The organism is Pseudomonas sp. SJZ079 (assembly GCF_007993865.1).
Classification (GTDB): domain Bacteria; phylum Pseudomonadota; class Gammaproteobacteria; order Pseudomonadales; family Pseudomonadaceae; genus Aquipseudomonas.
Genome location: NZ_VIUH01000001.1, coordinates 73,239 through 94,701, shown reverse-complemented (window position 1 = coordinate 94,701; position 21,463 = coordinate 73,239). Strand labels below are relative to the sequence as shown.

20 protein-coding genes and 3 tRNA genes are annotated in these 21,463 nt (G+C 61.9%); 20 read left to right on the top strand and 3 right to left on the bottom strand.

What is annotated here, in order from left to right:
- The first annotated feature begins 1 nt into the window (after position 1).
- The 9 genes from gspH (at position 2) to FBY03_RS00290 (ending at position 4,843) form a co-directional block, all read left to right on the top strand.
- Positions 2-532, top strand: a complete 531-nt coding sequence (gene gspH / locus FBY03_RS00330; protein WP_147170199.1) for a type II secretion system minor pseudopilin GspH — start codon at positions 2-4, stop codon at positions 530-532.
- The gene (gene gspI / locus FBY03_RS00325) at positions 529-918 is read left to right on the top strand and encodes a type II secretion system minor pseudopilin GspI (protein WP_147170197.1); all 390 of its coding nucleotides are present in this window, start codon (positions 529-531) and stop codon (positions 916-918) included. Before gspH ends, gspI begins: the two co-directional genes overlap by 4 nt.
- Positions 915-1,628, top strand: a complete 714-nt coding sequence (gene gspJ / locus FBY03_RS00320; RefSeq protein ID WP_147170196.1) for a type II secretion system minor pseudopilin GspJ — start codon at positions 915-917, stop codon at positions 1,626-1,628. The genes gspI and gspJ overlap by 4 nt, the downstream gene beginning before the upstream one ends.
- Entirely contained in the window at positions 1,625-2,590 is a 966-nt protein-coding gene (gene gspK / locus FBY03_RS00315; RefSeq protein WP_147170194.1) for a type II secretion system minor pseudopilin GspK, read from the top strand. The genes gspJ and gspK overlap by 4 nt, the downstream gene beginning before the upstream one ends.
- Entirely contained in the window at positions 2,587-3,729 is a 1,143-nt protein-coding gene (gspL, locus tag FBY03_RS00310) for a type II secretion system protein GspL (RefSeq protein ID WP_147170193.1), read from the top strand. Before gspK ends, gspL begins: the two co-directional genes overlap by 4 nt.
- Positions 3,726-4,250, top strand: coding sequence for a type II secretion system protein M (locus FBY03_RS00305; RefSeq protein ID WP_147170191.1), 525 nt, complete (start codon positions 3,726-3,728; stop codon positions 4,248-4,250). Before gspL ends, FBY03_RS00305 begins: the two co-directional genes overlap by 4 nt.
- A 224-nt stretch (positions 4,251-4,474) precedes the next feature.
- Positions 4,475-4,550: transfer RNA gene (locus FBY03_RS00300), tRNA-Val, on the top strand.
- A 36-nt stretch (positions 4,551-4,586) separates the two neighbouring features.
- Positions 4,587-4,663 (top strand) — tRNA-Asp (locus tag FBY03_RS00295).
- Between the two features lie 103 nt (positions 4,664-4,766).
- A tRNA-Asp gene (locus FBY03_RS00290) sits at positions 4,767-4,843 on the top strand.
- A 262-nt stretch (positions 4,844-5,105) separates the two neighbouring features.
- On the opposite strand, the gene FBY03_RS00285 is transcribed toward FBY03_RS00290, so the two are convergent.
- Positions 5,106-6,152 (bottom strand): AraC family transcriptional regulator, encoded by a 1,047-nt coding sequence (locus FBY03_RS00285; protein ID WP_147170189.1) that lies wholly within the window; start codon positions 6,150-6,152, stop codon positions 5,106-5,108.
- On the bottom strand, positions 6,149-7,141 hold the full coding sequence (locus FBY03_RS00280; RefSeq protein WP_147170187.1) for a hydrolase: 993 nt from the start codon (positions 7,139-7,141) through the stop codon (positions 6,149-6,151). Before FBY03_RS00280 ends, FBY03_RS00285 begins: the two co-directional genes overlap by 4 nt.
- Before the next feature lie 133 nt (positions 7,142-7,274).
- On the opposite strand from FBY03_RS00280, the gene FBY03_RS00275 reads away from it, so the two are divergent.
- The 5 genes from FBY03_RS00275 to FBY03_RS00255 all read left to right on the top strand — a co-directional run bounded on the left by FBY03_RS00275 (position 7,275) and on the right by FBY03_RS00255 (position 13,444).
- Positions 7,275-9,308, top strand: coding sequence for an NADPH-dependent 2,4-dienoyl-CoA reductase (locus FBY03_RS00275; protein ID WP_147170186.1), 2,034 nt, complete (start codon positions 7,275-7,277; stop codon positions 9,306-9,308).
- Between the two features lie 14 nt (positions 9,309-9,322).
- A complete protein-coding gene (locus FBY03_RS00270) occupies positions 9,323-9,754 on the top strand; it encodes a nuclear transport factor 2 family protein (protein WP_147170185.1) in 432 nt (143 codons plus the stop codon).
- 215 nt (positions 9,755-9,969) lie between these two features.
- Positions 9,970-11,340 carry a chromosome partitioning protein ParA gene (locus FBY03_RS00265; protein ID WP_147170183.1) on the top strand — a complete coding sequence of 457 codons (1,371 nt, stop codon included), beginning with the start codon at positions 9,970-9,972 and terminating at the stop codon, positions 11,338-11,340.
- Between the two features lie 9 nt (positions 11,341-11,349).
- Positions 11,350-12,312, top strand: a complete 963-nt coding sequence (locus tag FBY03_RS00260; protein ID WP_147170558.1) for a 1-aminocyclopropane-1-carboxylate deaminase/D-cysteine desulfhydrase — start codon at positions 11,350-11,352, stop codon at positions 12,310-12,312.
- Between the two features lie 22 nt (positions 12,313-12,334).
- Entirely contained in the window at positions 12,335-13,444 is a 1,110-nt protein-coding gene (locus FBY03_RS00255; RefSeq protein WP_147170182.1) for a cyclic nucleotide-binding domain-containing protein, read from the top strand.
- 81 nt (positions 13,445-13,525) lie between these two features.
- Here FBY03_RS00255 and FBY03_RS00250 read toward each other — a convergent pair whose 3' ends face one another.
- Entirely contained in the window at positions 13,526-14,473 is a 948-nt protein-coding gene (locus FBY03_RS00250) for a DUF1853 family protein (RefSeq protein WP_147170181.1), read from the bottom strand.
- 105 nt (positions 14,474-14,578) lie between these two features.
- Here FBY03_RS00250 and FBY03_RS00245 point away from each other — a divergent pair, with 105 nt between their 5' ends.
- The 6 genes from FBY03_RS00245 (at position 14,579) to pepN (ending at position 21,171) form a co-directional block, all read left to right on the top strand.
- Positions 14,579-15,469 (top strand): NAD(+) kinase, encoded by an 891-nt coding sequence (locus tag FBY03_RS00245; protein WP_025165549.1) that lies wholly within the window; start codon positions 14,579-14,581, stop codon positions 15,467-15,469.
- The gene (locus FBY03_RS00240) at positions 15,469-16,443 is read left to right on the top strand and encodes a metallophosphoesterase (RefSeq protein ID WP_178090532.1); all 975 of its coding nucleotides are present in this window, start codon (positions 15,469-15,471) and stop codon (positions 16,441-16,443) included. Before FBY03_RS00245 ends, FBY03_RS00240 begins: the two co-directional genes overlap by 1 nt.
- Positions 16,440-17,297: a rhomboid family intramembrane serine protease gene (locus FBY03_RS00235; protein WP_147170179.1), complete on the top strand. Its 858-nt coding sequence runs from the start codon at positions 16,440-16,442 to the stop codon at positions 17,295-17,297. The genes FBY03_RS00240 and FBY03_RS00235 overlap by 4 nt, the downstream gene beginning before the upstream one ends.
- A gap of 27 nt (positions 17,298-17,324) precedes the next feature.
- On the top strand, positions 17,325-17,591 hold the full coding sequence (locus FBY03_RS00230; RefSeq protein WP_147170178.1) for a YeaC family protein: 267 nt from the start codon (positions 17,325-17,327) through the stop codon (positions 17,589-17,591).
- Positions 17,591-18,418, top strand: coding sequence for a DUF2797 domain-containing protein (locus FBY03_RS00225; RefSeq protein WP_147170176.1), 828 nt, complete (start codon positions 17,591-17,593; stop codon positions 18,416-18,418). The genes FBY03_RS00230 and FBY03_RS00225 overlap by 1 nt, the downstream gene beginning before the upstream one ends.
- An 80-nt stretch (positions 18,419-18,498) precedes the next feature.
- Complete coding sequence (pepN, locus tag FBY03_RS00220) at positions 18,499-21,171, top strand: aminopeptidase N (protein WP_147170174.1); 2,673 nt, start codon at positions 18,499-18,501, stop codon at positions 21,169-21,171.
- The last annotated feature ends 292 nt before the right edge of the window (positions 21,172-21,463 follow it).

The following is a 21,463-nucleotide window of genomic DNA, read 5'->3' as shown; positions in this document are numbered from 1 at the left end:
CATGCGTGAGGCGCGGGGCTTTACCCTGATCGAGTTGCTGGTGGTGCTGGTGATTCTCGGCAGCCTGATCGGTTTGACCGTGCTCAGTACGGGATTGGCCGGTCCGGCCCGCGAGCTGCGCAATGAAGCCGAGCGCTTGGCCGGCTTGATTGGCGTGCTGGCCGAGGAGGCGGTGCTGGACAACCGCGAATATGGCTTACAGCTGACTCAGGAGGCCTATCAGGTGCTGCAGTACGACCCTGTTTCCGGGCGTTGGCAAGCCTTGGCGGACAAACCGCATCGCCTGCCGGCCTGGGCCGAGCTGAGTGTCGAGCTGGAAGGTGAGGCGCTCGAACTGCCACTGCCCGCCGGCAGCGAAACCCCCGGGAAAAACCGTGCGCCGCAATTGTTGATTCTCTCCAGCGGAGAGCTCAGCCCGTTTCTCCTGCGCTTGGGCGAGCGGCGCAAGGACGGCTTGCGCTTGCAGTTGTCCAGCGATGGTTTTCGCCTGCCAAAAGTCGAGGTCTACAGCCCTAAGGCCCATGCCGGATGAAGCGCGCGAGGGGTTTTACCTTGCTCGAAGTGCTGGTTGCTCTGGCTATCTTCGCCATGGTCGCCGCCAGCGTTCTGACAGCGAGTGCACGCAGTTTGCAAACTGCGGCGCGACTGGAGGACAAGACCCTGGCGATGTGGATCGCCGATAATCGCTTGACCGAACTGCAGTTGGCCGAGGTCCCAGCGGGCGAGGGGCGTGACCAGGGCGAGCTGGAGTTCGCCGGGCGACGCTGGCAGTGGCAGAGTGAAATTCAGGCAACCAGCGAACCCCGCATGCGCCGGGTCACCCTGTGGGTGGCGCCGCGACCCGAGCGTGGCCCGAGCGGCGATCTGCGCGAGCGCGCGGTGGTCAGCTTGAGTGGTTTTCTCGAGGCGCCACGATGAACAGCTCGCGCGGCTTCACCTTGCTGGAGTTGCTGATCGCCATCGCGATCTTTGCCCTGCTGGGGCTCGCGACTTATCGCATGCTCGACAGCGTGCTGCGCACCGACAGTGCAACGCGCGCGCATGAACTGCAGTTGCGCGAACTGGTCCGCGCCATCGCCGCGTTCGAACGCGATGTGCTACAGGTGGTGGTGCGACCGGTGCGTGACCCCTTCGGCGATTCGCGCCCGGCGCTGCTCGGCGAGGAGGGGGATAACGCGGCACTGGAACTGACCCGGGTCGGCTGGCGCAATCCGCTGGGGCGAGTGCGGGCCAGTGAGCAGCGCGTGCGCTGGCAGTTGAGTGGCGAGCAGTGGCAGCGACGCTACTGGAATGTGCTGGATCAGGCCCAGGACAGTCAGCCCCAAGTGCAGCAGGCGCTGGATGGCGTGACACGGATGCGCTTGCGCTATCTGGACGGTGCCGGCGCTTGGCATGGCAGCTGGCCGCCACCCGGCACCCATGGTGACGATGCGCTGGAAGAGTTGCCGCACGCGGTCGAACTGATCCTGGAGCATCGCCATTACGGCGAGTTGCGGCGCTTGCTGCGCTTGCCCGACGTGCTGCCGGAGCAGCTGCAACAGGCGGCTCGGGCCGATCAGGGGGATCAAGGTGATCAGGGTACAGAGCCTGAATCAGCAGCCGACTCCGCGGTGGAGTCCTCGCGATGAAGCGGCAACGAGGCATGGCATTGATCACCGTGCTGCTGGTGGTGGTGGTGGTCACGGTGGTCTGCGCCGGTTTGATTGCCCGCCAACAGCTGGCGATTCGCAGCAGTGCCAATCAGTTGCACGTGCGTCAAGCCTGGCATTACGCCCTGGGTGGCGAGACCCTGGCCAAGGCGGTGCTGCAGCGGGATTTGCAACAAGGCGACCCGCGGACACCGGTGGATCACCTGGGCGAGCTCTGGGCGCGACCGCTGGCGCCGTTTGCCCTGGATGAAGGCGGTGAGTTACGGGTACGTATCGACGACCCGACGGGTCGCTTCAACCTCAACAGCCTGGTGCGCAAGGGGCAGGTCAACGAGGTGGCGCTGGGGCAATTTCGTCGTCTGTTGCTCAGCCTGCAAATCGATAAGCCCTATGCCGAACGTCTGCTTGACTGGTTGGACCTCGATCAGGAGCCAAGCGGCGGCTACGGCGCCGAGGATAATCAATACTTACTGGCACAGCCGGCGTACCGTGCAGCCAATCGTGGTTTGGCCGATGTGTCGGAATTGCGTTTGCTGCTGGAGATGAGCGAGGCCGATTACCAGCGTCTGCTGCCGTTTGTCAGTGCCTTGCCGGAGGATGCAACGCTGAACGTCAACACCGCCAATGCCTGGGTGTTGGCGAGCCTTGCCGAGGGGCTGCCGCTGGCTACCGCAGAGGGTTTGGTCGCTGCGCGTGGCAGTCAGGGTTATCCCGACGTGCCGAGCTTTCTTGCGCAGCTGCCAGGGTTGCGCGTACAGAGTCAGGGGCTGGCAGTGGGCAGTCAGTATTTTCAGGTGTTCAGCGAAGTGACTGTGGGTGAGCGCCGTCAGATTTTACGCAGCACCTTGCAGCGCGCCAGCGATGGTCAGGTGTATGTTTTAGCCCGTGATTTGGGGCAAAGCGGTTTACCGCCTGTACCCGTCAAGGAAGTCGAGCCATGAGTCAATTATGTGTGTTTCTGCCCCCTGCGGCCTGCGCCGGGGCATCCGCGGACATGCCGGTGCAGTGCGTGCAGGGTGAAAACAGTCAGTGTTTGCCATTTGCCGAAGCGCTGGCTGAAGTAAGGGGTGCCTGGACCCTGGTATTGCCAGTGGAGGCGGTAACGGCCTGTGCGGTGCAGCTGCCAACGCAGAAGGCGCGTTGGCTGCGTCAGGCCCTGCCGTTCGCCGTGGAAGAGTTGCTGGCCGAAGATGTCGAACAGCTGCATCTGGCATTGGGCGAGCGCTTGCCAGATGGCCGTCATCGGGTATTCGCCATGCGCCGCGAGTGGTTGGCCAGTTGGTTGGCCTTGTGTCCGATACCGCCACAGACAATTGCGCTGGATGCCGACTTGTTGCCTCGGGGCGGTACCCAGCTGCTGTGGTTGCATTCGCGCTGGTTGCTCGGTGGTGCGGAGGTGGCGCGCCTGGCCTTGGGGGAGGAGGATTGGCCGAGCCTGGCCGGCGTTTGCCCGCCACCGCATGTCGCCTACAGTCCGGAACAGCAGGCCGCACCGGAACCGGTGGGCGAGTTCGTGACGATCGCCGATCCCTATCGCTGGCTGGCTGAACAGGCCGTTATCAATAATCTGGCGCAGGGCGTATTCGCCTCGCGTCAACCCAATGGCTACTGGCAGGCTTGGCGGCCGTTGCTGGGGTTGGTCGGTTTGTGGCTGGTGTTGCAGTGGGGCTTCAACCTGGCTCAGGGTTGGTATTTTCAGCGCCAAGCCGACACCTACGCACAGGCCAGCACGGCTCTCTATCAGGAGCTGTTTCCTGATGATCACAAGCTGGTCAACCTGCGTGCCCAATTCGACCAACACCTGGTGGCCAGTGGTGCCAGTGGCCAGAGTCGTCTACTCGGGATGCTCGCTCAAGTGAGTCAGGCGATGGTGGCGGAGGGGGCGTCGGTGCAGGTTGAACAACTGGATTTCAGTGACATCCGTGGCGACTTATCGCTGCAGGTACAGGCGCCGGGTTTTAGCGAGTTGGAGCGGTTGCGCGAGCGCCTGCAGGAGGCTGGATTGGCGGTGCAGTTGGGCTCGGCCAGTCGTGAGGCGACTGGGGTGAGCGCGCGTTTGGTGATCGGGGGTGGTGCATGAGCAGTCTGAGCGAACCGGGGCAATCGTTCGCGGCGCAGCTGCAGAGTTCTGTCTTGTTGCAGCGCTGGCGCGGCTTGGCGATGCGCGAGCGGCTGGCCCTGGGCCTGTTGGCGGTGTTTCTGCTGCTGGTGGTGCTTTATCTGTCGCTCTGGCGGCCGGCTCAGCTAGGAGTGGCGGCGGCCCGCAGCGCCTTCGAACAACAGCGTGCCTTGCATACCTATATGCAGGCGCAGGCACCCTTGGCTCGCGGTCTGGCCGCTAAACCGCAGGTCCATCTTGATCCTGAGCGCTTGCAAGGCATGGTCACCGCCAGCGCCGCCGAACAGGGATTGACGATCGAGCGACTGGACAGCGACAGTGATGGCTCGTTGCAGGTTAGCGTGCAGTCGGCGCCCTTCGCGCAGTTGTTACGCTGGTTCGCCGTGCTCGAGCAGCAGGGGGTGCAGATCGTCGAGGCCGGCCTGGACCGCGACGAGGGAAATCGGGTGGCGGCGCGCTTGAGTTTGCGTGTGAGGTTTTAATCGGGTGTCTCAGGTGCTGGACGAGCCTGGAGATGCCCTGTCGATATTCCTAATGCTGTCCTTGCCCTCGATGGCCGCGCGAGGGTATTCATGAGGTTGGGCCAGCGTTGCTTTATCGTTGCTCGTGGCGCATCCAAGTATTTGTTCTGTTTTCAGAAAAAACTGAAGCAGAGTATTGACTTAGGTGAGGCCTCGACGTAAATTGCGCGCCTTCGCAAAGCAATGGGTGATTAGCTCAGCTGGGAGAGCATCTGCCTTACAAGCAGAGGGTCGGCGGTTCGATCCCGTCATCACCCACCATTACTTTACGAGGTCGGGCGTCAGTCCGGTCAATGCGCAGCGGTAGTTCAGTTGGTTAGAATACCGGCCTGTCACGCCGGGGGTCGCGGGTTCGAGTCCCGTCCGCTGCGCCATATTTTACATGTCAGGTTTATTCTTGGCATGAGGTGGGAACCGCCAAATTGGTTGGTTCTACCCGAGTAAGCAGAGTTCAACGGACGCAAGTCCAAGAGATACGCAGCGGTAGTTCAGTTGGTTAGAATACCGGCCTGTCACGCCGGGGGTCGCGGGTTCGAGTCCCGTCCGCTGCGCCATATACGAAACCCTCAGGTAGTAATACCTGAGGGTTTTTTATTGTCTGCGATTTATTGTCATCTATCGGTCATCTATCGGTCATCTGCGCTTTTTAAACTGCCTGCATGCTGTCTATCTGGCCATGCGGGTTAATTAAAGAGGACCGTCCAATGGATGATTACCAAGAAGAGCTCCTTGAGTATCGCGCGCTTGAGCAGGATCTGCCTGAGCCAGTGGAGGACGCCACCGAGCTGTAAGGGGCGGGCTACGTTTTGTGGCGTGTCAGGCAATTGCACCTGGGGTGCGCTGGATACGACGAAACTCGCCTGGGGTCTGCTGGTTCCAGCGTTTAAAGGCGCGCTGAAAGGCTTCGGCCGAAGAAAACCCGAGCAGGTAGGCGATCTCACCGAATGCCAGTTCGGTGTCGCGAATATACGCCATGGCCAGGTCGCGGCGAGTTTCGTTGAGAATGGTGCGGAACTGCGTGCCTTCTTCCGCCAGTTTGCGCCTGAGCGTCCAGGGCGGTAGGTGCAGACGGGCGGCGACTTCCTGTAAATCGGGCTCGCGTCCATGTAGCAGGGGGCCGAGCAGTTGGATGACGCGCTCTTGCAGACTGCGGGTGCGAGTCAGCTGCTCCAGCTCTCGCTCGCAGATTTCCAGGAGCTGGCGCCAAGTAGTCGGGCAGTGTTCGGGGTTGCGTAGGTTGAGCGTGGCGTGGCTCAGGCGCAATTGATTGTGTGCGGCCGCGAATTCCACGGGACAGTCGAAGGACTCTGAATAATCGGTGGCATAGCTGGGTGCCGGGAATTCAATCTCGACTTTCTCCACCGGTAGGCGCTGTCTGGCCAGGCTGCCCAATTGTTGCGTCCAACTGGCCAGTACCGAGTCGACCACGAAGTGGTTGTAGGCGTTGTAGGGACTGATCGAATAAAAGCGTAACCAGGCACCCTTGGCGTCTTCGTGCAGGCTCGATTGCCCGCGGTAGTTGGAGGCGTACAGCGGTTCGAAGCGAGTCAGGGTCCGCGCCGCCTCGCGCACAGTGGGTGCTTGAGCGGCAGTGACGCCCGCCAGACCCGCCTGGCTCAGGCGGCTTTGGCGACCCATGAGCAGGCCCAGGCCGGGCTCGCCGGTTTGCTGAATGGCCGCGTGGCCGAGGCGCATATAACGCGGGATGGACAGGCGCGCCCTGGGTTCGGCCAGACGAGCCGCATCGAGGTCGTACTGGGCAAAAAGCGGCAGCGGGTCTTGGTCGAGGTGGCGCATGGCATCGGCCAGACTGAAAACGAAGCCTACCGATAGATCGCCGAGGCGAACCCGTTGCGGTTTCATTCGGCGCCAACCCAGGTGTTCAGCAGATGGCTGCCCGGCGCCTGGCTGCTCTGTTGGACTTGCTGGGGGGTCAGCTGGACCTCGCGAGGCGCTCCGCCAATCGGCCAGCCCAATTTGCCGCGCAGGAACAGGGCCTGACTCGGCTTGTCGCTGTCGGCTAGGCGCAATCGGCTCTGCGGGTAGCCGGGGCGCCAGTCGCGCTCAACGATATAGGTCATGTCGCCGGCGCTAAGGCGTTGCGGCGCGCTGGTGTCTGATTGTCGGGGCCAAGGCTCGTAGTACGGCTCGCCCTGGATTGTGCCTTCCGGGGAGAAAACCAGGCTGAGCGTGCGCAGTGGGCCATCGCCGCTGCGCAACTGACCATCCTCTAGGCGCGGCTCGGGTAGCAGGATCGAGCCCGCTAGCAGAGTGACCTGGTACTCGCGGGCGAGTCCGGCAAACAGTTGCTGGTAATCCTCGGCCATCTGCTCGGCTTTCATGCGCAGCAGCGCCTCGTCCAGACGTTCGGCATCAAGATTCATCAGCAGTGCCTTGACCGCTAGTAGCGGATTGCCAAGCAGCAACCAGTTGCGCACTTCCTTACGGTTGAGAGCCCGATAGAACTCGGTCTTCTCGCCGCGCGCCAGCAGCCAGGTGCCGATATGCTCGGGCAGTGCCACCAGCGTGCCCGGGCCGAGCAGGCCGGTCTGCCGGGCATTGTCCAGTGCGGCTGCAAGCTTCAGGCGCAGGTGCGCCGGGCTTTGGTAATCCAACGGGTAGAGTTGCGGGCGGATCAGCAGCAGATTGCCGCGCACCTGTGCTGGGGCCGGCTCGCTGCTAATGGTGCTGCGCAGATCGGACAAATAGTGCGCGTCGGGACGCCGCTCGGCCCATATCAGGAACGCCGTCAGGCAGCCGCTGACCACCAGTGTGAAGAGGACTATCGAGACTTTACGCATCATGGCTACAGGGTAGGCAGATGGATGGTTCTTGCCAAGTCTGCTGTTCATTTAGGTTAGCTGTTTGTTATTTATGATCATTGAGGCGCTTGGGCAGGCTCTATATTGTTGAGTGCATACCGACCGCGGTCCAGTTGAGACCACGGCATTCCGTGAAATGCATAAGCTCGATGTGGAGAACGCCATGACCACTCATTACCCGCACCTGCTCGCTCCGTTGGATCTGGGCTTCACCACGTTGAAGAATCGCACCCTGATGGGCTCGATGCACACCGGTCTGGAAGAGAAACCAGGTGGTTTCGAGCGCATGGCGGCCTACTTCGCCGAGCGCGCCCGTGGCGGTGTCGGTCTGATGGTGACCGGTGGTATTGGCCCGAATGAAGAGGGTGGGGTTTACTCCGGTGCGGCCAAGCTGACTACCGTGGAGGAGGCTGAGAAGCACAAGATTGTCACCCAGGCGGTGCATGAATCGGGTGGCAAGATCTGTATGCAGATTCTGCATGCCGGGCGTTATGCCTACAGCCCCAAGTCTGTGGCGCCAAGTGCCATTCAGGCGCCGATCAACCCGTTCAAGCCCCGAGAGCTGGACGAGCAAGGCATCGAGAAGCAGATCCAGGACTTCGTCAATTGCTCCAGTCTGGCGCAACAGGCCGGCTATGACGGCGTCGAGATCATGGGGTCGGAAGGCTACTTCATCAACCAGTTCCTCGCCGCCCACACTAATCATCGCAGCGATCGCTGGGGTGGCAGCTACGAGAACCGTATGCGTCTGCCGCTGGAAATCGTTCGCCGCGTGCGCGAGGCGGTTGGCCCGAATTTCATCATCATCTATCGCCTGTCGATGCTCGATCTGGTCGAAGGCGGCAGCGCCTGGGATGAGATCGTGCTGCTGGCCAAGGCCATCGAGCAGGCCGGCGCGACCCTGATCAATACCGGTATCGGCTGGCACGAGGCGCGGATTCCGACCATCGCCACCAAGGTGCCGCGTGCGGCCTTCACCAAAGTGACCGCCAAGCTGCGCGGCGAGATCAAGATTCCGCTGATCACCACCAACCGCATCAATACCCCGGAAATCGCCGAGCAGGTACTGGCCGAAGGCGACGCCGACATGGTGTCCATGGCCCGTCCGTTCCTCGCCGACCCGGACTTCGTCAACAAGGCGGCCGAGGGTCGCAGTGATGAGATCAACACCTGCATCGGCTGCAATCAGGCCTGCCTGGATCATACCTTCGGCGGCAAGCTGACCAGCTGCCTGGTCAATCCGCGCGCCTGTCATGAGACTGAGCTGAATTACATTGCGACCGTCCTGGTCAAGAAAATTGCCGTGGTTGGCGCCGGTCCCGCCGGTCTTGCTGCCGCCACGGTGGCGGCCGAGCGTGGGCATCAGGTGACTCTGTTCGATTCGGCCAGTGAAATCGGTGGTCAGTTCAATGTCGCCAAGCGCGTGCCGGGTAAGGAAGAGTTTTTCGAAACCCTGCGCTACTTCAAGCGCAAGCTGGAAACCACCGGGGTCGATCTGCGTCTGAATACCCGCGTCAGTGGCGATGAGTTGAGCCAGGGTGGCTTCGATGAGGTGATTCTGGCCACCGGCATCGCACCGCGCACCCCGGAGATTCCTGGCATCGAGCATGCCAAGGTGATCAATTACCTGGACGCAATCCTCGAGCGCAAGCCGGTCGGTCAGCGGGTCGCGGTGATCGGCGCTGGCGGTATCGGCTTCGACGTGTCCGAGTTCATTATCCACCAGGGCGAAGCCACCAGCCTGAGTCGCGAGGCGTTCTGGAAGGAGTGGGGCATCGACGTCGACCTGCAGGCTCGCGGCGGCGTCGCCGGGATCAAGGCCGAGCCGCATGCGCCGGCGCGCCAGGTGTTCCTGCTGCAGCGCAAGAAGTCCAAGGTCGGCGATGGTCTGGGCAAGACTACCGGTTGGATCCACCGTGCCGGGCTGAAGAACAAGCAGGTGCAGATGCTCAACAGCGTCGAATACCTCAAGGTCGATGACCAAGGGCTGCATATTCGCATCGCCGAGGGCGAGCCACAGGTGCTGCCGGTCGATACGGTGATCGTGTGTGCCGGTCAGGATCCGCTGCGCGAACTGCATGACGAGCTGATTGCCGCTGGCCAGAGCGTGCACCTGATCGGTGGTGCCGATGTGGCGGCAGAGCTGGACGCCAAGCGTGCCATCAACCAGGGCTCGCGGTTGGCCGCAGAACTCTAATAGGAGCGTCGCTCATGTCTACAGCGTTAACGGTGCAGCCTCCGGTTGCAGAAGCACTGGATAGGTGGCATGCGATGTTGATTGCCGGCGATCTGCGTGCGCTACCGGAGCTGTTGCACCCGCAGGCGGTATTTCGCTCACCCATGGCCTTCAAACCCTATGAGGGGGCGCCGATGGTGTCGCTGATCCTCAATACGGTATTTAAGGTGTTCGAGGGCTTCGCCTACCATCGCGAGCTGAGCAGCGGCGATGGCTTGAGTGTTGTCCTGGAGTTCAGTGCCAAGGTGGGCGAGCGCGAGTTGAAAGGCATCGACATGATTCGCTTCGACGCAGACGGCAAGATTGTCGAGTTTGAGGTGATGATCCGGCCGATGAGTGGCCTGCAAGCCCTGGGAGAGGAAATGGGCCGACGCCTGGCGCCCTTCCTGTCCGCTAAAACCAGCTAGCCCGCTGTACCAAGCCCATCACAGTTTCGTCATGCCGGCAGCCTGCTTGGGCTGGTCGGCATGCCGACTGCCAACCCAGTCACATTGCTGGCGTTGGTTTTTCCCCTAGACTTGCCTGAATAAAGGAGCGGCGCCTGGGCTACAGGGTTAGCCTGTCCTGTCAGGAGTGTCACCCGACGGAACGGATTACACCGTGTTGGCCTAGAGGGAAAACGATGAGCATGCAGAATAAGCCGCAGATTGTTGAGGCCGTGATGTTCTTCAATGAGCGTGGCGGCATCTGCAAGGAGATGTTTTTCCCCGAGTTCGAAGCCTTGCTGGATGGCGTGGTGGGCATGCCGGAGTTCGCCGATCAGCAGATGCGCGTGGCCTTTGTGATGATCAATCCGCGGTTGATGATCAGGGCGGCGGTGTTTTTCTACCTGGATTTCGATGAGAAAGGTGCGCCGGACAAGGGCTGGAATATTCCGTTACAGCATCTGGCCGAGCGTGCTGGGCGTGGTCCCGATCTCGGCGCCGGACCGATTCGCCTGGCTTGCCGGAGCCAGTGCCCGGTGTCCTGGCATCAAATGCACTTGTGGGACCCGAGTTTGGCGCCAGGCAAGAATGACCTAGTGCTGCTGCGCGATGCGGCCAAGCGCAACAAGCTGGGTCTGCTGGTCGACGACGAGAGCATCCAGTCACTTGCGCCAGAGCGCCTGCAGATGGCCTCGGATGACAAGTGGTATGCGTCCGATCCGTCCAAGGAAGGTGCGACCAAGGCCGCGGAAAAGGTGGACCATGAGCACCGCCTGAAAACGGCGCAGCTGATCAAGCAGCAGCGTTTACGCATCAGCAGTCTGAGTCAGCAGCACGAAGAGGAGTTGGCTAAGTACAAACTGGCCAATGAGGAACGCAACAATAGTCTCCAGGCGCAGATTCACGGCCTGCACCAGGCGTTGCGCCAGCAGGAAGAGCTCAACGCCACGCTCAAGACGCAGTTGGCCGAACAGGCGGCCAGCCTGCAAGCCTCCCGCGAAGAAATGACCCTGCAGCTGCGCGAGGTGGAGCAGCATGGCCGTAGCGAGAGCGATGTTCTGCGCATGCAGTTCGAGAGCGAGATGCAGGCGAAAATCGCGTCGGCAGTGGTCGAGTACAAAGAGCAAGTGGTCTTGCGTGATGTCGAGTTGGCCTATCGCAATGAGCAAGAGGCTCAGTCGCAGGAGGAGATCGCGCGACTCAAGCGCGAGTGCGATGCGCTGGCCAGCCAGGGTGGTGAGCAGATTCTCGAGCGTCTCGCCAAGTTGGGTGTGGTGTTCGTGGTCTACCATCCTGGGGCCGGGCACCTGACCATTCCCTTGCAGGATATCGCCAGTTATCAGGACAACCCCATGGCTTATGCGGCGGCCAAGTGCTTCGTCTCCGAGGCGCAATACCGCCACTGGCTGGCGCACTATCAGCAACCGACATGCGAGGCTTCGCTGACTAGCGGTGGCCGTTGCGCCATTCCGATCGACCGTGTCGATACCCCCAGCCGCTTTACCCTGGGCGACTCCAATTGCTGCGCGCGGCATAAGGCCAGTAGTCGTTTGCGCACTGTCGGCTAAGCCTTGTCACTGATCTCCCCTGACTGGACGCCTCGGGCACCGCTCGAGCGTTTGACCCTCGATTGGCTGACGTCAGCCGGTCTTGAGGTGGCGGTGCTGCGTCTGGACCTGATCGATCCGCTGATCAGCGGCAACAAATGGTTCAAGCTCGCCCCGCATGTGCAGGCGGCCGCCGCTGTCGGGGCTGATGGCTTGATCAGCCTGGGCGGGGCACACTCCAATCACTTGCATGCCTTGGCTGTCGCAGGGCGGCGTTTCAACTTCCCAACCGTGGGCTTGCTGCGCGGTACCGCGCAGGACACGCCGACAGTGCGCGACTTGCTGGCGTTTGGCATGCAGCTGCACTGGCTGGGCTATGGCGGTTATCGCGCGCGGCATCGGCCGGGATTCTGGGATGAGTGGGGTGAACGCTACCCGGCCCTGTATCCCGTGGCTGAAGGCGGCGGCGGTCTAGTCGGGGCGTTGGGCTGTGTCGGCCTGGTGGCTCTAGTGCGTGAGCAGCTGGCCACGCTTGGCTGGGCGGATTATGACGGTTGGTGGTTGGCGGTTGGCACGGGTACCACCTTGGCGGGGTTGGTCCTCGGCGAGGCGAACGCCCACCCCGTTTATGGCGCCGTGGCGGTGCCGGCCGACCATGGGGTGGCGCAACAGGTGCAGCGTGTTTTGCAGGCGGCGGGAGTGGCCGATCGTGGCTACCACCTGCTGGACGCTGCACGTGGTGGCTTTGCCAAGGTCGATAGCGAGTTGGTGCAGTTTCTCTGGGCGAGCGAAGCAGGGAGTGCTGTGCCTTTGGAGCCTGTGTATACCGGGAAGGCGTTAATGGCATTGCGTCGGCAAGTCGAGGCTGGTTACTTTGCACCTGGTAGCCGGTTGGTATTCGTCCATACTGGCGGCCTGCAGGGTCGTACCGCGGCGCTGCGCAAACATGAGCAGGCGTGTCTCGCCCCGTTGGCTGGCAATCTCGAGACGTGACCCGCGGAGCCTGGATATTTCCATGAGTGAACCCCTGAATCCCGAGCAGTTACGCAGCCTGACGCCGCTCAATATGCTGTCCGAACAGCAGTGGCGCGAGCTGCGCGGTCAATTGGTGCCGCAACCGGTATTGGCGGGGCAGCTGCTGTTTCGTCAAGGCGATCAAGCGCGCCTGACTTACTACCTGTTGGCTGGCGAGTTGTCCTTGCAGGCGCTCGATGGTCAGCGCGAGAACGTGCTCGCTGGCAGCGCAGCCAGTTGCCATCCGTTGTCGCCCAGCCTGCCGCGCCGACATGAGGCGCGAGCCTTGACCGATGCCAGCGTGCTGGCGTTGGACAGTGCGACCCTCAACCGGCTATTGACCTGGCGCCTGGCGTATCAGGATTTACTGTTGGAGCTTGGTCACCAGGATGAGGACGTGGAGTGGTTGGAGCGCCTGCTGGACAATCCGTTGTTCGCCAAGGTACCGCCGTCCAATGTGCGCAGCATGCTTGGGCGTTTGCAGCGTCTCGAACTGTCAGCAGGTAGCACCGTGTTACGCGAGGGCGAGGTCGGCGACTGTTGTTATTTTCTCTACAGTGGCCGTGCCGAAGTGATTCGCGGCGCCGGTAGCGCTCATCAAGTGTTGGCGGAGTTGGAGGTGGGCGCCTGTTTTGGCGAGGAGGCCTTACTTGGCGACAGTCCGCGCAACGCCACGGTAACCCTGCTGGAAGATGGCGTGGTGCTGCGCCTGGCTCGTCAGGATTTCTTTGCCTTGCTCAAGGCCCCTGTGGTGGACGAGGTTTCGCTCGGTGAGGCGGCGCGTTTGCTGGCCTCCGGCGCACAGTGGCTGGATGTGCGGTTGCAAGAGGAATACCAGGGTGCCCATGCGCTGGAGTCCTTGCATATGCCGCTGCAGTTGTTGCGCCTGAAGGCGCGTCTGCTGGACAAGGGGCGGACATACCTGTGCTACTGCGACAGTGGTAAGCGCAGTGCCAGTGCGGTGTTTTTGCTGGCGCAACTGGGTTTCACTGCCTATGCCTTGCGCGATGGGCTGGATGCCTTGCCGGCAGTGCAGCGTGAAGGCTTGCTGTGTGAAAGTGGCTCCGGCTATTTGGCCCGCTCCGGCGGTCGCGTCGAGCGCAGCCGCTGACTTTCGCCGGGCGTCAGGATGTTTTGTGAGCGGCAGGCGACTGGCTTGTTGGGCGCGTAGACCGAGAGCCGTTGTTGGCGTTTATTCCTCAGCCAGCGCAGGCCACTCATCGCCGACCAGAAATACCCGTTCAGCCTCGTGCCAGTCGTCCTGTGGGCCGCACTCCAGCCTGACCAACAATTGCGCATTGGCCTGCGGCGGCAGTGCGCCGAACCAGTCCTGTAGTCTTGCGCTTGACCAGAGGTCGTCCGCCGCAACTCGCGCGGGTGCGAGCCAGGCATTGCGCGGCAAAGGCTGCCAGCAGCCGTCGGCACTTTGCAGGGTCAGGCTCGGCCAGTCGCGTCGGTGCAGCCAGCGGCCTTTTAAATGTTGCGGGTTAGCACCCAGTGGTGAGGTGCAGCGGTTCGACCAGGGGTAGAACAGATAACCGCCGAGCCAGAGTGCCGCCTGGGCATGCACCAGATCTAGCTCGGCCAGGGCCGCGCGCGCTTCGCCACGGGCGGATAGCGGCAGTTGATGCTGGCTCAGGTGGTCGAGCTTGATATCCAGGCGGTCCAGGCTACCGGGGCCGAGCCAGTGCGCAGGCGGTTCGCCGCTATCCTGCTCGGGGCCGAGATAAAACTTGATCGCCAGCTCCAGGTGGTGCACGCCTTCGTCATCGCGCAGCAGCAAATCAAGCTCACCCAGGGTATGGCCGCTCAGGCGAATCGGCAGATTGGCTGCGAGCAGTTCGATGTCCGGGGCGGCGCGCAAGGCGAACTGCCAGAGGCGTTCGTAATACAGGCCCAGACGGCGTACCGAGCTTCGCGCCAGCCAGGACACCAGACTGCTACTGTCGTAGTCGAGATGCAGCAGCCAGTCGGCCAGTGCTCCCGGGTGGCGAGCCCAATAGCTGGCACTGAACGGGTGGCGTTGCGGCCAGGGCGTGGTGCTCAGCAGCGGCTGCGAAAGCAGTACCCAGGCCAGATCCCGCACTACAGGTTGGCGCAATTGTTGGGGCAGGTCGGCGAGCGAGGCGAAAGGCATCATGCTATCGAGAATAGCGCTTAATCATTAATCCAGGCTCAAGTTTGCCGCTATTGCGGGCTTTCGCCCATAATCGAGCCCTCTGGATTCAGCGTTTGCGGGAGCACCATGGAGCAGTTTCGTAATATCGGCATTATCGGTCGCCTCGGCAGTACCCAGGTGCTCGACACCATCCGCCGGCTGAAGAACTTTCTGCTCGACCGCCACCTGCATGTGATTCTCGAGGACACCATTGCCGAGGTGTTGCCAGGCCACGGTCTGCAAACCTCGTCACGGAAGATTCTTGGCGAGGTCTGCGATCTGGTGATTGTGGTGGGCGGCGATGGCAGTCTGCTTGGCGCCGCCCGGGCGCTGGCCCGCAGCAAAGTGCCGGTGCTCGGCGTCAACCGTGGCAACCTGGGCTTTCTCACCGACATTCGTCCGGATGAGCTGGAGCAGAAAGTCGCCGAGGTGCTGGAAGGCAACTACCTGACCGAAAACCGTTTCTTGCTGGAAGCGGAAGTGCGCAGGCATGGCGAGGCCATTGGCCAAGGCGATGCGCTCAACGATGTGGTGCTGCACCCAGGTAAGTCGACGCGGATGATCGAGTTCGAACTGTATATCGATGGTCAGTTCGTCTGCAGTCAAAAGGCCGACGGCCTGATCGTCGCTACGCCGACCGGCTCTACCGCCTATGCCTTGTCTGCCGGCGGGCCGATCATGCACCCCAAGCTGGATGCCATCGTCATAGTGCCGATGTACCCGCATACGCTGTCCAGCCGGCCGATCGTGGTGGATGGCAATAGCGAGTTGAAAATTGTCGTGTCCAAGGACATGTCGATTTACCCGCAGGTCTCCTGCGATGGGCAAAACCATTTCACCTGCGCCCCGGGCGACACCATTACGGTGCGCAAGAAGCCACAGAAGCTCTGCCTGATTCATCCGCTCGATCACAACTACTACGAAATCTGTCGCACCAAGTTGGGCTGGGGCAGTCGTCTCGGTGGCGGAGGGGCATGATGATTCTCGATCCGGCACGCAGTTATGACCTGATCGGCGACATCCATGGTTGCGCGCGCACCCTGGAGCGCTTGCTCGACACCCTCGGCTATCGCATTCAGGGCGGTGTATGGCGTCACCCGCAGCGCATGGCGATCTTTCTCGGAGATCTGGTCGATCGCGGGCCGCGTATCCGCGAGGCCTTGCACCTGGTACGCGACATGGTCGCCGCCGGCGAAGCGCTGTGCATCATGGGCAACCATGAGTTCAATGCCTTGGCCTGGAGTACCCCGGCGGCGCCCGGCAGCGGTCACCAGTACGTGCGCGAACACACACCGCGGCATGCCCGGCTGATCCAGGAGACGCTGGAGCAGTTCGCGGCGTATCCGGCGGAGTGGCGTGAGTTTCTCGGCTGGTTCTATGAGCTGCCGTTGTTCATTGATGCGGGGCGCTTTCGCGTCGTGCATGCCTGCTGGGATGCCGGGTTGATCGAATCGCTGCGCGCGCAGTTTGCCGACGGGCGCATCAGCGAGGCTTTTCTGAAGGCTTCGGCTGTGCCCGGCAGCTTTGCCAGCACCGCCCTGGATCGCTTGCTGCGCGGCACCGATATGCGCCTGCCGCATGGCTTGACCTTGACCAGCGATGAGGGCTTCACTCGCTCGCATTTTCGCACCAAGTTCTGGGAAGAAGACCCGCAGACCTATGGCGATATCGTTTTTCAGCCGGATGCCTTGCCGACCCTGGCCGCGCAGACCCCGCTGAGTGAGCTGCAAAAGGCCGAGCTGCTGAAATATGGCGCCGACCAGCCGCTGTTGTTCGTCGGCCATTACTGGCGCCGCGGTAAGCCGGCGCCGATTCGCCCCAACCTGGCCTGTCTGGACTACAGCGCGGTGCTGTACGGCAAGCTGGTGGCGTACCGCTTGGATCGGGAGACGCGTCTCGATCCGAGCAAGTTCGCCTGGGTCGAAGTGGAAAAACCGGAGGCGCCGCGATGACCCCAGTGGCCGTCTTGCGCTTGCCGGTGCAGACCAACCTCAGTGGCTTTATCGAGCTGTTGCAGCGTTTACAGGTCCCTCACCGGGTATCCGAGGAGGCCGGTGAGCAGGTGCTCTGGGTCCCGGGCGAAGCTTTGGCCGAACAGGTGCGCGATCTCTATAGCCGTTACCCGCAAGGTGATCCGGCTGTACGGTTGGCCGCTGCACCCGGACCGACGCAAGGCTTTCTCCAGCAGGTGAAAAGTCGCCCGCTGACGGCAGGGGTACTGCTGCTGACATTGCTGGTCGCGGCCTTGACCCTGCTCGGCGAGAACCTCGCGGTGGTCCGCTGGCTCAGCTTCGTCAATTTTCGCATCCAGGGTGACTACATCTATTTCAGCTACCTGGGCGAAACCTTGGCAAGCGGGCAGTGGTGGCGCTTGCTGACGCCGATGCTGATCCACTTCGGCATGCTCCACTTGGCCATGAATGCGCTGTGGTACTGGGAGCTGGGGCGGCGTATCGAGGCGCATCAGGGCAGCTGGATGCTCCTGGGGCTGACCCTGCTGTTCGGTCTGATATCGAATCTTGCCCAGTACAGCTTCGGCGGGCCGTCCTTGTTTGGCGGTCTGTCCGGGGTGCTCTACGGGCTGCTTGGGCACTGCTGGCTGTACCAGCGTTTGGCGCCGAACGCCGACTACCGCCTGCCGCCTGGGGTGCTGGTGATGATGCTGGCCTGGCTGCTGATCTGCATGACCGGGATCTTCGAGCTGCTGCAGTTCGGCGCAATTGCCAATGCCGCGCATGTCGGTGGCCTGCTTGCCGGTTGTGCCACTGGCCTGCTGGGCGGTGCGCTGGCGCGTCAGCGCCGTTAAACTGCCGCTTTGTATTCGGAGACCCGTATGTCGTCCTTCCTAGAAACTATCGAAAATATCACTCCGCAGATCTACCAGAGCCTCAAGCTGGCGGTGGAAATCGGTAAATGGGCCGATGGCCGCAAGCTGACTCAGGAGCAGAAAGAACTCTGTCTGCAGGCGTTGATTGCCTGGGAAGTGCAGAATCTGCCGGAAGATCAGCGTATCGGCTATATGGGCCCGCAGGAATGCAGCTCCAAGTCCGCGCCAGTGCCGAATCTGCTGTTCAAGACCTCCGCGGATACCCTGCACTGATGGTCGAGCTAGCCCGCGGTGCCCTGAGCAAGATGGCGGCACGCCTGGAAGCCCCAGTGCAATACGCCTTCCGCCTGGATGAGCAGGAGGTGCCGGTCAATCCGTTGATTGGCAAGAGCCTGCGCCTGGAATACCTCGGCGCCATTCACTGCACCCATTGCGGGCGCAAGACCAAGACCAGCTTCAGCCAGGGTTACTGTTATCCCTGCATGCAGAAACTCGCGCAGTGCGATATCTGCATCATGAGTCCGGAGCGTTGTCACTACGACGCCGGCACCTGCCGCGAACCGAGCTGGGGCGAGCAGTTCTGCATGACCGATCACGTGGTCTACCTGGCCAACTCCTCCGGGGTCAAAGTCGGTATCACTCGCGGAACTCAGGTACCGACGCGCTGGCTGGATCAGGGGGCGAGCCAGGCGCTGCCGATTCTGCGCGTGGCGACCCGCCAGCAGTCCGGCTTCGTCGAAGACCTGCTGCGCAGCCAGGTGGCGGACAAGACCAACTGGCGTGCCTTGCTCAAGGGCGATGCCGCACCGGTCGACCTGGCGGCGGTGCGCGACCAGCTGTTCGACAGCTGTGGCGAGGGGCTGCGCGAACTGCAGCAGCGCTTCGGCCTGCAAGCCATTCAGCCGTTGAGCGATCAGCAGCCGGTCGAGATCGCCTACCCGATAGAGGCCTATCCGGCCAAGATCACCAGCTTCAACCTGGACAAGAATCCCATCGCCGAAGGCACCTTGATCGGTATCAAGGGCCAGTACCTGATGTTCGACACCGGGGTGATCAATATCCGCAAGTACACGGCCTACCAGCTGGCCGTGCACGCCTAGCGGGCCTGCACCAGTAGTCGACAACCAAACTTCGCACATTTGGGCCTAGCCACGGCCCTGAACCAGAAGGGCCACCAGCCATGCGCAGCGAACAGCCGAAGATGATTTACCTCAAGGACTATCAGGCGCCGGATTACCTGATCGACGAGACGCACCTGACCTTCGAGCTGTTCGAGGATCACAGCCTGGTGCATGCGCAACTGGTGATGCGGCGTAACCCGGCCTGTGGCAACGATCTGCCGCCGCTGGTGCTGGATGGTCAGCAGCTCGAGTTGCTGGCGCTGGCGCTGGATGGGCAAACATTGACCGAAGCGGATTACCAGCTGAGCGACAGCCACCTGAGCCTGCAACCGAAAGCCGCGAGTTTCGTGATCGACAGCAGCGTGCGCATCCATCCGGAAAGCAACACCGCACTGGAAGGCCTGTACAAGTCCGGCAGCATGTTCTGCACCCAGTGCGAGGCCGAGGGTTTCCGCAAGATCACCTATTACCTCGACCGCCCGGACGTGATGAGCAAGTTCACCACCACGCTCAGCGCCGAGCAGCATCGCTACCCGGTGTTGCTGTCCAACGGCAACCCGATTGCCAGCGGCCCGGAAGAGACTGCCCCTGGAAAGAGTGTTCGGCACTGGGCGACCTGGGAAGATCCGTTCATGAAGCCGGCCTACCTGTTCGCATTGGTGGCCGGCGACCTCTGGTGTGTGGAGGACAGCTTCACCACCATGAGTCAGCGCGAGGTGGCGCTGCGTATCTATGTCGAACCGGAGAACGTCGACAAGTGCCAGCACGCCATGGACAGCCTGAAGAAGTCGATGCGCTGGGACGAGGAGACCTATGGTCGCGAGTACGACCTGGATATCTTCATGATCGTCGCGGTTAACGACTTCAACATGGGCGCGATGGAGAACAAGGGCCTCAATATCTTCAACTCCAGCTGCGTGTTGGCCAAGGCCGAGACCGCCACCGATGCCGCGCACCAGCGCGTCGAAGCGGTGGTGGCGCACGAGTATTTCCATAACTGGTCGGGTAACCGGGTAACTTGCCGCGACTGGTTCCAGCTGTCGCTCAAGGAAGGCTTCACGGTGTTCCGTGATGCCGAGTTCAGCGCCGACATGAATTCGCGCACGGTCAAGCGCATCGAGGACGTGGCTTACCTGCGCACCCATCAGTTCGCCGAGGATGCCGGGCCCATGGCCCATCCGGTGCGCCCAGATGCCTTCATCGAGATCTCCAACTTCTACACCCTGACCGTGTACGAGAAGGGCTCGGAAGTGGTGCGGATGATTCGCACCCTGCTCGGCAGCGAAGGCTTCCGCAAGGGCAGCGACCTGTACTTTGAGCGCCACGATGGCCAGGCGGTGACCTGCGATGACTTCATCAAGGCCATGGAAGATGCCAATGGCGTCGACCTGAGCCAGTTCAAACGCTGGTACAGCCAAGGCGGCACGCCGCGCCTGGCGGTCAGCGAGGCCTATGATGCGGCAGCCAAGCGCTACAGCCTGACCTTCAGCCAGAGCTGCCCGGCTACGCCGGGGCAGAGCGAGAAGCTGCCGTTCGTCATCCCCGTTGAGCTGGGCCTGCTCGATGCCCAGGGTGGCGAGTTGCCGCTGCGCCTGGATGGTGAGACCGCTGCGCTCGGCACTTCGCGGGTGATCGCCATCAGTGAGGCCGAGCAAACCGTCACCTTCGAAGACGTGGCTGAACAGCCGCTGCCGTCGCTGCTGCGCGGTTTCTCGGCGCCGGTGAAACTGAGCTTCCCTTACAACCGTGATCAGCTGATGTTCCTCATGCAGCACGACAGCGACGGCTTCAACCGCTGGGAGGCGGGCCAGCAACTGTCGGTGCAGGTGCTGCAGGAGTTGATCGGCCAGCATCAGCGCGGCCAGCCGCTGGTCATGGACCAACGCCTGATCGCCGCCCTGCGTAGCGTGTTGGAGAACCAACAGCTGGATCAGGCCATGGTTGCCGAGATGCTCTCGCTGCCGGGCGAGGCCTACCTCACCGAGATCAGCGAGGTGGCCGATGTCGAGGCCATTCATGGCGCCCGCGAATTCGCTCGCCTGCAGTTGGCCGAGGCCCTGTTCGAGCCGCTGTGGCAGCGCTATCAGAGCAACCGCGAAGTCTCTCGTAGCAGTGCCTATGTCGCCGAAGACCGGCACTTTGCTCGGCGTAGCCTGCAGAACATCGCGCTGTCCTACCTGATGCTCAGCGGCAAACCCGAAGTGCTGGCGGCTTGTCTGGAGCAGTTCGAGGCGTGCGACAACATGACCGAGCGCCTGACGGCCCTGGCGGTGTTGATCAATTCGCCGTTCGACGCCGAAAAAGCCAAGGCCCTGGCCAGCTTTGCCGACTTCTTCAAGGACAACCCGCTGGTCATGGACCAGTGGTTCAGCGTGCAGGCGGCCAGTGCCCTGCCGGGTGCCTTGGCGCGGGTGCAGCAGCTGATGCAACACCCGGCGTTCACCCTGAAGAACCCGAACAAGGTACGGGCTTTGATTGGGGCCTTTACCGGGCAGAACCCGGTGAACTTCCACCTGGCCGATGGCAGCGGTTACCGCTTCCTGGCTGATCAGGTGATCATCCTGAATGCCCTCAACCCGCAGATTGCCTCACGGTTGCTGGCGCCGTTGACCCGCTGGGGTAAATACGATGCGGCGCGTCAGTCCCTGATGAAGGCCGAGCTGGAGCGAATTCTCGCGTCCGGCGAGCTGTCCAGCGATGTCTTCGAAGTGGTCAGCAAGAGTCTCGCCTAAGGGCTGCTCTGTTCCTCTGAAAGTGTTACTCGTCTCTGGCGGGTAACACTTTTTTGTTACCTAAAAGAATTTCAGCAGATTGGCTTATGCGCTTTCTTACTTAAGATTGCGCCGGCTGGCTTGACTGTGCCTGCTTTTCCTGAGGCTGATTCGCAGTGGCTGGTCGTGTGAAGGGACGTAACGCGTCAGGTTGTCAGACAAAATAAGCCAGCCTTTGCTGGCGTTTGTATTATTTGTTCAGTGAATGATCGGTCACAAAATGGCTTGATGGGTTCTGTGTCCGCTGGGTGCC